The organism is Trichocoleus sp. AS-A1, assembly GCF_039962015.1.
GTDB lineage: Bacteria > Cyanobacteriota > Cyanobacteriia > Cyanobacteriales > FACHB-T130 > FACHB-T130.
This window is the reverse complement of sequence record NZ_JAMPKG010000072.1, coordinates 1-9,665: the sequence shown is the minus strand read 5'-3', so window position 1 is coordinate 9,665 and position 9,665 is coordinate 1. Positions and strand designations below refer to the sequence as shown.

The window sequence follows — 9,665 nt, the reverse complement described above, 5'->3', positions numbered from 1 at the left end:
AATCTGGGATTTGTTGTAATTGTTCAATGATATTCATCCGAATCATTGGTTGATTTTCAATCACCTTTAAGCATTATTCTCATTTTTCTTTGTTTGTATGAAACCACCCTGCTAAACGCATTCCAAGAGGGGTGGTTGCCAATACAAATGGGACGATTAGAATCTTGCAACCTGCCTTTTATTGCTACTCGTGCAGCCAGTTGACCATTGAGATAAAGGAATAAATGCTCACTGTTAAACACGCCAGCAACATGCGCCCAAACATCTACAGTCGCAGGGGATGAAACATTGACCGTTGAACCCCATTGTCCGCCTGGAAACGCTACGGCAAATGAATAATTGCCTTGATCAATCAGAAGCATGTACGAGTCCATCGCATACCACTTGTTGACGATAGTTTGCAGACCGTAAGTGACGCCATGAAGCCGTAATGGCTTAACCCAAGCCGTAATAGTCATTTGGTGAGTGAAATGAAAAATGGGCTGGTCGGGAATTTCAACCAAGTTATCGGCACCGTCAAAGAAACCTGCATTCCCAAAACGCCCTTTCTGGCAAGTAACACCACGAATCATCGTTCCTTGCGGTTCACAGTCTGATTGATCGCGAATGACTACAGTACCAGAGGTACTGCATTGGTCAAAGCGCCAGTAGGCGACTGGAGAAGGAGGTTGTTGGCGATCAAATACAGCATCCGAAGCATTGGGCTGATTAGGACTCATTGATCGATCGCTTTGATTCTATAGATAACTATGACTATAACCTTAACGGCTTTGATCGTTATTTACCTATTAGCGACTGATAGCTCAAGCACCCTCCTCAAACCCATTTAGTCTCAAATGCGTCTTACCTATTCCCATCGACGGTCGTTTATAAGACACGTAAATGAGTTGTGTTAGATGTGCTTTGTTTTGGGGAACTCTAAGTTAAAGCGATAGATAAAAACCAGGAGTCACATGGTTGTAAGTACCGAAAACCAATCATCAGAATGGAGGTTTATCGAGACGGAACCTTTAGGTTTAAAAGGTGAAGCTGGGGAACAGCGAGTTTGGGATCGGCTCTGTCAAACTTTTAGACAAGGAAAGGGGGTTGTTCTTTGGAGTTATAGCACATTTAAAAAAACCAACAATTCAAAAAAAACCGGATATCTTGATTGTCAGATACGAACTCAGATTAATTATTATTGAAGTGAAGTCTTGCAGAATTAATGATATTGAAGCAATTGAGGCAAACCGATGTCAGATGAACTAACGGTTCTATAGTGACTACTTTTATCCTTGCCACCAAGCAGAGAAAAAGCTTTATGCATTACTCGACCGTTACAATGAAAAAGTAGTATCTAAACAAAAACTTACGCTAAGGGGCGTACCAATTAAACCTGCTAAAATCAGAAGCTTAAACTCCCTGATTTTCTCTATTAAAACCCCGTACTAAATAGCTCACTCCAATTGGTACGTCTCATTGAGACTGAACAATCTATTCTAAAATAACAATGGGGCTTACGTTTCAGGCTTAGCGTAACTTTCTGTTCCGTTGCTACTCAAACCTCAAGCAAAGCTCATAGAAAGTTAGATACGTGGGCATCATGAAAATCTTCTATTAAGATTAGTTTCGTCTTCCTTACAATGAAAATTCATCAGCCTCGCCGAGTTAGCGCGTTTCCATTACAAATTGTTCTGATTATTCCTTTTATTCTCCAAATTCTTGGAGCCGTTAGTTTAGTAGGCTACTTGTCCTTTAAGAATGGACAGAGAGCAGTCAATGATTTAGCAGAACAGTTGATGGCTCGCACTAGCGATGTTGTGGATGAACACCTGAAGTCCTATCTGGCAATCCCCCAAGCCCTCAACCAAATCAATGCAGATGCCATTCGTAGAGGAATGCTGGATGTGCGCGATCGCCAAATCGTTGGCAAGTATTTCTGGGATCAGATGCAGGCGTATGACCTTACCTACATTGGGATTGGCTTAACCACCGGCGAGGGGGTTGGAGCGGCTCGTTACGATGGCAAAACCATCACCATTGATGATTGGACTGCCAAACCTCCTTTCAACGTGATTACCTACGCCACTGACAACCAGGGCAATCGAACTCAAGTCAATGCTCGCTGGGATTACACAAACACGAATGAATCGTGGTATACCCAGCCGATTGCGGCTGTTAGACCGATCTGGGCGAAGATTATTACCGGAAATTATCCTACAGGTCCCTATATCGCAGCTTCTGCCAGTCGTCCCATCTATGATGCTCAAAACCGCTTGGTGGGAATGATTGCAATCGACCTTCATCTGCTGAAACTCAGTGATTTTTTACGCACTTTAGATATCAGTCAGTCTGGTCAAGTGTTCATTATGGAGCGAGATGGCACCCTAATCGCTAACTCCATAACAGCACAGCCTTTTACCCTCGCCGGTCAAAAAATCCAGAGATTACAGGCGATCAATAGCCCTAATTCAACGATTCAGAGCATTGCCAGCCACCTTCAAGTCTCCAAAGGGCTTCAGTCTATTACCCAATCCACAGCCTTTCAGCTTGAGGTGCAAGGAGAAAGACACTTTGTTAATGTTGTACCCTGGCGCGACAACTATGGCTTAGATTGGCTCGTGGTCGTGAGTGTGCCAGAAACCACATTTATGGGACAAGTCAATGCCAATACGCGCACGACAATCGCACTGTGTCTGGGCGCATTGGTGATTGCTTGTGTGATGGGCGTGTTCACTGCGCGCTGGATTGCTCGTCCGATGCTTCGCCTCAATCAGGCAAGTGAGGCAATGGCATCTGGCAATTTAGAGCAGACGGTCGAAACGAGCAATATCCGAGAACTTAACACACTATCCAATTCCTTCAACCACATGGCAGGGCAATTGCGCGGCTCTTTTGCTGCTTTAGAGAAAAGCAAGGAGGAATTGGAAGACCGGGTAGAAGAGCGCACCGCCGAACTCAAGAACACATTAGAGGAATTGCAGCGCACTCAATCTCAAGTGGTTCAAAGCGAAAAAATGTCAAGTCTTGGGCAGCTTGTCGCCGGAGTTGCCCACGAAATTAATAACCCGGTCAATTTCATTCACGGCAACCTTACCCATGTGCAGGAATATACCGAGAGTCTATTGGAGTTGGTGGAGTTATATCAGCAGCATGATCCTAACCCTGCTCCTGGGATTCAATCGCTAGCTGAAGATATCGATCTAGAGTTTTTGCAAGAAGACCTACCCAAAATGCTGGCTTCGATGAAACTGGGAACCGAGCGCATTCGCCAGATTGTCCTGTCGTTGCGAAACTTCTCGCGCATGGACGAAGCGGAGTTCAAAGCAGTTGATATTCACGAAGGGATTGACAGCACCCTGATGATTTTGCAACATCGCCTCAAAGCTACATCCTCTCGACCAGAAATTGAACTGGTCAAAGACTATGCTGAACTGCCGCTCGTCGAGTGCTATGTCGGACAGCTCAACCAAGTATTTATGAATATCTTGGTGAATTCTATTGATGCCATAGACGAGAGTAACGCTAAGCGTACCTATCAAAATATTCAAGAGCATCCCAATCGAATTACAATTCGCACGTCAACTGTGAATGCTCAATGGGTGAAAGTAGCGATCGCTGATAACGGAGTTGGGATTGCTAAAGAGATTCAACAACGAATATTTAATCCTTTCTTTACAACCAAACCGCTGGGAAAAGGCACCGGAATGGGGATGTCCATCAGCTACCAAATCGTCGTAGAGAAACATGGCGGCAAATTGGAGTGCTTCTCACTCCCCGGTGAAGGAACTGAGTTCATCATTCGGATTCCTCTCCGGCAACACGTTAATCCAGCAGTTTAGCTGGATGTTGATTGCCAGCACATTTCCAGTTTTACAGATATATGCTGCTATTGTTCGACTCTTTAGAGTCATTCACTTAGAGTGACTCTTGAAAATCTGTTTCTACCCCGCCATATATTACTTTCCCGGCTAGCAATTGCATTCAGGGCAACAATTTAGAAATCCTTCTCGACAAAACTAGAATTGTCGAGAAGGATTTGAGAAAGGATCTTCTTCCAATCCGGAATACAAGACTTTCCCGACCTTCCCGACAATCGGAGATAGCATTGATACGGTGGCGGCGGCTCCCAAGATTTGTTCGTCTCTGACTTCCAGGTACGCTGACAGTTGGGATAAGTCCTCGTGTCCTGAGTAAGCGGTGATCATGCACAATGGAATTCCTGCATTGCTGATCTTTCGTTAAAGCCGTGTAACGGAAAAATTCGTTTTGGGCAAACAACACGATATCGGAAGGTATCAAAAGTGGCGATGTTTGATGATTTAACGGATGAAGTGCAAATCACTATCTAAGCTGACCGGATGCGAGTCAGCTTAGATAGGTTCATAGAGCTTTCTTGATTCCTTGCGCCGTTTTGGCTCAGGTAGCCCAATTCCTAATGATTATGTCATTGGTGAACTTACGGACACTTACCTCGCGGACATCCTATTCAACTTAGATGCAGCGTTCTCAAGGGCTTAGGACAATACCACATCACAAGCAACGCCCCATTTTCCAACTGGGTTTTCTCACCAGAAGACTATTCTAATAAGATGCAACCATCTCAAGAGCTTGATCGAAGGTGCGCGAGCCTAGTTCAGTTTGTCCAGATTCTATTAACCTAGTAGCTATGTTAGCCAAAGCCGCAGCTTGGTGATATTTATTTTTCATGGTTTGGGCGATCTGTATAGCTTGGTTGAATTTTCCTGACCCAGATGCCACAGAAACCATGTTAAACAACACTGTGTCTTTGTCTTCGGAGGGACTATTAATTTCTTCAAGCACTTGCAATGCAGGGTCTATTTTTCCCGATAAAGTCAACTGGGCAACTAGATCAAGCAATATGAAGTTTTTGAAAACATCATCTTTAATCTCTTTAACTACTTGCCCTGCTAGGTCAAATTTCCCCAACTTAGTCAATCCAGAAGTGATATAACCTAACGCTGAGTCTTTGGAGGAATCATTTTTAATCTCTTTAGCCAGTTGTAGGGCTTGGTCAATTTTTCCCGCCTTAGCCAACTCAGGAGCGATATCACCTAACACTGAGTCTTTGGAGGAATCATTTTTGATCTCTTTAGCTAGTTGTAGGGCTTGGTCAATTTTTTCCAAATCAGTCAACTTGTAAGCTATGTCAGATAAGGCTGAGTCTTTGGAGGTTTCGTTTTTAATCTCTTTAACTAGTTGCAGGGCTAGGTCAATTTTTCCAGACTCAGTCAACTTCACAGCAATGTTAGATAAGACTGAGTTTTTAGAGGCTTCATCTTTCATCTCTTTAGCCAGTTCTAGAGCCAGGTCAATTTTTCCTAATGACCCCAACTGGAAAACTATCCCAGATAAGCTTAAATCGTCGGAGAAATCCTTTTTAATCTCTTTAGCTAGTTGCAGGGCTAGGTCAAAATTTCCCGACTCAGCCAACCTAGACGCAATGCCATACAAGGCTGAGCTTTGGGAAGCTTCATCTTTAATTTGTTTAGCCAATTGTAGGGCCATGTCGATTTTTCCCGATGACGCTAGCCAGACAGCGATGTTAGATAAAGCCGCCTCTTGAGAGGTTTTATTATTAATCTGCTTAGCTAATTGCAGGGCTGTGTCGAATTTTCCCGATGATGCAAACTCGGATGCAATCCAAACTAAGAGCTTATTTTTGGAGGATTCTTCTTTAATCTGCTTAGCTAATTGCAGAGCTGTGTCGAATTTATCCAAAGAAATTAACTGTCCAGCGATATCAGATAAGGCTGAGTCTTGGGAAGCTTCATTTTTAATATTTTTAGCTACTTGTAGGGCTTGGTCAATTTTTCTATCGTCCGCTAACCTGTAAATTATGCTAGATAGGAGTGAATCTTGGGAAGGCTCGTCTTTAATCTGTTTAGTTATTTGTAGGGCTTGATTAATTTTTCCTGATGAAGCCAACTCAATAGCGATGTTAGATAATACGCTATCTTTAAAGTCTTCATTTTTAATCTTTTTAACCACTTGCAGGGCTTGGTCAATTTTTCCCGAATATGCCAACCCAACAGCGATTGCAGATAAAGCTTGGGCTTTTTCTATATTTTCGAGGGATTCACTTTCAATCTCTGGAACCACTGGTACATCTGGGTCAATTTTCCCAGAAAATGCCAATCCAAAAGGGATTGTAGGCAGTACTTCAGCTCATCCCGATTCATCTTCCCTTGCTTGGACTACCTTGCCTTGCCTGGATGAAGCTGCCACTAGAATATTTGCTTGGACAATTTTAATTTCATTCCTACTTAAAAGTTCAGTAGGGCTGAAGGTAGCACTCACCCCATGCTGAGGCGTCAGACCTGTAAATAGTGCGAGCAGGGTGAGGAGATAGGGTTGAGTTCGCATGGGGAGTCAATAAAATTGATGGCTAACTAAGATAAAAGATGTTGAGTCAGTAATGATCAAATGCAATTATTGTTAGCCACAGGAAAACAACTACAAATTACGCAAATTTCTTGGTGGGCTTTAGCTGAAAAGTAGTAACGAAAGCAGCCACTGCCATTCAGCACGATTGTTATCTGTTATCCATGTCTACTACCACGACCCCGATACCTCTGCTCTGTCTTGAGCTTTGCAATGTACCGAGCTACCGAACTTTTTCCACTGTCCTGATTCCCCCAAATCAATACGGTTTGGCGGATGAGATTATCGAGCTGTTTTGTAGACCTGGGAAGATTGCTGGTACAAGTACCAATTGGTACTTGGGGGCGAGCGCTCTCAGTCTTTGCCAGCAGCATTGAATTAGGGAGTTGAATATTCTGCTCAGTCGCCGGTAAACTTAGTTGTTCGACTGTTCTTACCGGGACATCGATTGCTGGTGATTCTTCCTCTGCGGCCTTGGAGCTACCTCGCCGTGACCGATTTACAGCATTGATATTGTTCAGCTCAACTGCAAGCACGACTAACGCTAGCGGAATGCCTGTGATCGCGCTGAGCGCCGGATTGGGCTACCCGTGGAGCGGACTGCTAGAGCTTTCGATCCTCAACGGGGTCTTCGTCACGTTGTTTATCGGATCGGCGTGGCTGTTTCGTCGTGCTGCGCGCTTCCGACCCGATCGGGGCGCGGCTTAACAAAGCGGTCACACCGGACGCAGCCACGCTACTATACTACTCGTGAAGCCGTCGGTAGCTTACTGCCGAACCAGAGGGAAGCAGGTTTGTTAATGGTGATCTACACTCCTGAGTAGTAATAGAGCTGTTTGATAGACGTGGATAAACCAAAAAGCGTAAACATTGCGAAGCTGACACAAGCCGCAAGGTAGCGCTCAAAATTTTTATCAAGTAGGAGTTTCAGTTCTTGATACTTAGATGGGCTTCAAGGATACAACCAAGGTTCACTTAACCATGACAAAATACCAACTTTAGGCCCAAAGTAGGCAAAACCCACCCTAACAACATTGATTTTTCAAGGAGTCTAAGTATAGCTCTGAAAGCTATTCAACCTTTCGATTGTTGGCAAAATTCCCAATCCACCGACTCGACATCGAATTCTCGCAAGCTGGCACTTAGTAAACATTGAAACCCTTATCAGGCAAGGTTTAAATGGCTACTTTGCAGTTGATTTCAGCTTCGCTATATTTACGCCAACTTGTCACGAATGTTATTAATGTCATCAATCAGCACTTGCGCCTTGAATAGCCTCTGTTCTTCTATTCTTCACTGTGCGGTAGTACCAACGACGAAACCGTAGTGAGGGTTCATCAGTAGGCACGTTACATCCTTCATTTGTATTAGGAACTTCACCGATTTGTGACTCAACCATCGTGAGATCGTCGAGAGATGCTGCAAAAAACTCATCAAAGTCAAAGTTGCTCGGATCGATTCCAGGGTTGGGCAGAGCAACCTGCATAAATCGCATTTGTTGGGTATTGATCGGAATTGCAAACAAATGAGGACGCAGGGGTAGTCCACCTATATCTAACTTGAGAACAACGTTATTGGGCTGATGCCAATCAATCTCAACTCCATAAGACAAGGTATTGAGTTGATTTGTGACTGCCATTCCATCTGCTGTTGCAGTAACGCTGATTTGGGCGATCGCATTTTGGTGTACTGGGTCATGGAATTCGCGACCAAATGAATCCTGATGGACGAAAGGGATATGTAGATAGTCCAATGAAATATCAATCGCTCTTGTCCAATGCGCGTTCCAAATCTCATGGTGAATCACGTAACGCTCGTTTGGTTCTAATAAGCTCGACGGCAACTGTGGTTCTGGCACGTTTTCAGCTCCCGTAAAGATCCACAGCATCCCTGCAATCACCCTTGTCGGCAACCTCATGACTGACAGTTTTGAGCGTTGAGCTGGGTTAAGTGAGTTGAAAGGAACATGAGTACAAGCACCATCTGAGGCAAAACGCCAACCATGATAGGGACATTCAAGGCACCCGTCTTCTGTTACTTGCCCGCGTGAGAGAGGCGCACCACGATGAGGACAACGATCAAGAAATGCCACGAACTGCTCGGCTGAATTGCGAAATAGAACTAGCGATTCGCCAGCTAACTCAACCGCAAGGGGAGCTAGTCCTATTTCAGCAATGGGTAATACTGGAGTCCAGAAGTTAGGAAACATCTCAAACACAGCGAAACCGGCTCCTCAACAAATTCTTGGGCGTTACTCAGCATAAAACCCTACTCCTGACAGCATCCTGTCAGTGGAAGCCAGATAACTTTATTCTCTCAAGTTGAAACTTCGTGTATGCGTCAAGACTGATTTCTTGCCCTGGAGATTCAACCCCTGAAGCAAAATCAAGATGTTGGATGCGATCGACCCGAAAATCTCTGTATGAGTTTCTGAGAATGCACCATGTTCCAACTGTCCATTTTCCACCCCAATGAAACAACCCCAACGGAAAAACAATCCTTTGAGACAGTTGTTCATTCAAGCTCAAATACACAATTGTGACGGCTTGTTGCTGCTGAATTGCTCGATAAAGGTCGTTCCACTGTCTTAAGCTTTGGTCGTTGAGAATATCACCTAGCGCCCGAACAGGTGTGCGAGTTGGATCAAAGCTGTGTGGCGGCAATACTGCTCCAATTTTACTCAATAGCGTTTTTGCCGCTGCTGCTAAGTCATTCCCGGTCGAGCGCGACAGGATTTCGACACCTAACATTAAAGCGGCGATTTCATCATGAGTTAAAGTTAGGGGTGGTAATTCAAAATCTTCATCCAAAGCATAACCGACACCAGGCTCACCATAGATGGGAATGCCACTCACCGAAAGATCGTCGATATATCGGTAAATTGTACGCACGGAAACACCAATCCGTTCGCCTAGTTGCCCTGCTGTAATGGGTTGGTGAGATCTAATCAGATTCACTAATTGGAAAAGACGGTCAGCTTTCCTCATCCTGTACGTCGAGTAGTCTTAATCTTTCAGCAGCATAACCTTCCCAATCAATTGCATATCGATTTTGTAACCCGTCACAACCAACATTCAGCAGAGCGAAACGTTTTTTCAGGTGCGAGCGATCGCTAATTGGTGTTCCATTACTACTCACGAGCGTCTATCAGCGCTCTTGAAATCTATAGCGGTTCTCACATGAGAGGAATACACTCTGAGGTATCAGGAGCAACGTAGTAACAGCAATGAGTGAACCAGCCAATCATGTCTTTAATGGTGACTGAATTGAATGCTTCTGTA

9 protein-coding genes are annotated in these 9,665 nt (G+C 44.4%); 1 reads left to right on the top strand and 8 read right to left on the bottom strand.

Going from position 1 to position 9,665, the window contains the following annotated elements; genetic code table 11:
• Nucleotides 1-56: 56 nt before the first annotated feature.
• Entirely contained in the window at nt 57-719 is a 663-nt protein-coding gene (locus NC994_RS27220) for a LamG domain-containing protein (RefSeq protein ID WP_190431473.1), read from the bottom strand.
• A gap of 903 nt (nt 720-1,622) precedes the next feature.
• On the opposite strand from NC994_RS27220, the gene NC994_RS27215 reads away from it, so the two are divergent.
• The gene (locus NC994_RS27215; protein ID WP_190431471.1) at nt 1,623-3,821 is read left to right on the top strand and encodes an ATP-binding protein; all 2,199 of its coding nucleotides are present in this window, start codon (nt 1,623-1,625) and stop codon (nt 3,819-3,821) included.
• A 177-nt stretch (nt 3,822-3,998) separates the two neighbouring features.
• Here NC994_RS27215 and NC994_RS27210 read toward each other — a convergent pair whose 3' ends face one another.
• The 7 genes from NC994_RS27210 to NC994_RS27180 form a co-directional block, all read right to left on the bottom strand.
• Nucleotides 3,999-4,187 carry a hypothetical protein gene (locus tag NC994_RS27210; RefSeq protein ID WP_190431469.1) on the bottom strand — a complete coding sequence of 63 codons (189 nt, stop codon included), beginning with the start codon at nt 4,185-4,187 and terminating at the stop codon, nt 3,999-4,001.
• Nucleotides 4,188-4,563: 376 nt separating this feature from the next.
• Nucleotides 4,564-6,138: a hypothetical protein gene (locus NC994_RS27205; protein WP_190431467.1), complete on the bottom strand. Its 1,575-nt coding sequence runs from the start codon at nt 6,136-6,138 to the stop codon at nt 4,564-4,566.
• Nucleotides 6,139-6,168: 30 nt separating this feature from the next.
• The gene (locus NC994_RS27200) at nt 6,169-6,366 is read right to left on the bottom strand and encodes a hypothetical protein (protein WP_190431465.1); all 198 of its coding nucleotides are present in this window, start codon (nt 6,364-6,366) and stop codon (nt 6,169-6,171) included.
• Between the two features lie 176 nt (nt 6,367-6,542).
• Complete coding sequence (locus NC994_RS27195; RefSeq protein WP_190431463.1) at nt 6,543-6,920, bottom strand: hypothetical protein; 378 nt, start codon at nt 6,918-6,920, stop codon at nt 6,543-6,545.
• Nucleotides 6,921-7,633: 713 nt separating this feature from the next.
• Nucleotides 7,634-8,593, bottom strand: coding sequence for an aromatic ring-hydroxylating dioxygenase subunit alpha (locus NC994_RS27190; protein WP_242030472.1), 960 nt, complete (start codon nt 8,591-8,593; stop codon nt 7,634-7,636).
• A gap of 79 nt (nt 8,594-8,672) precedes the next feature.
• A complete protein-coding gene (locus NC994_RS27185; RefSeq protein ID WP_190431459.1) occupies nt 8,673-9,371 on the bottom strand; it encodes a YafY family protein in 699 nt (232 codons plus the stop codon).
• Entirely contained in the window at nt 9,358-9,522 is a 165-nt protein-coding gene (locus tag NC994_RS27180; RefSeq protein ID WP_190431457.1) for a hypothetical protein, read from the bottom strand. Before NC994_RS27180 ends, NC994_RS27185 begins: the two co-directional genes overlap by 14 nt.
• Between the last annotated feature and the right edge of the window lie 143 nt (nt 9,523-9,665).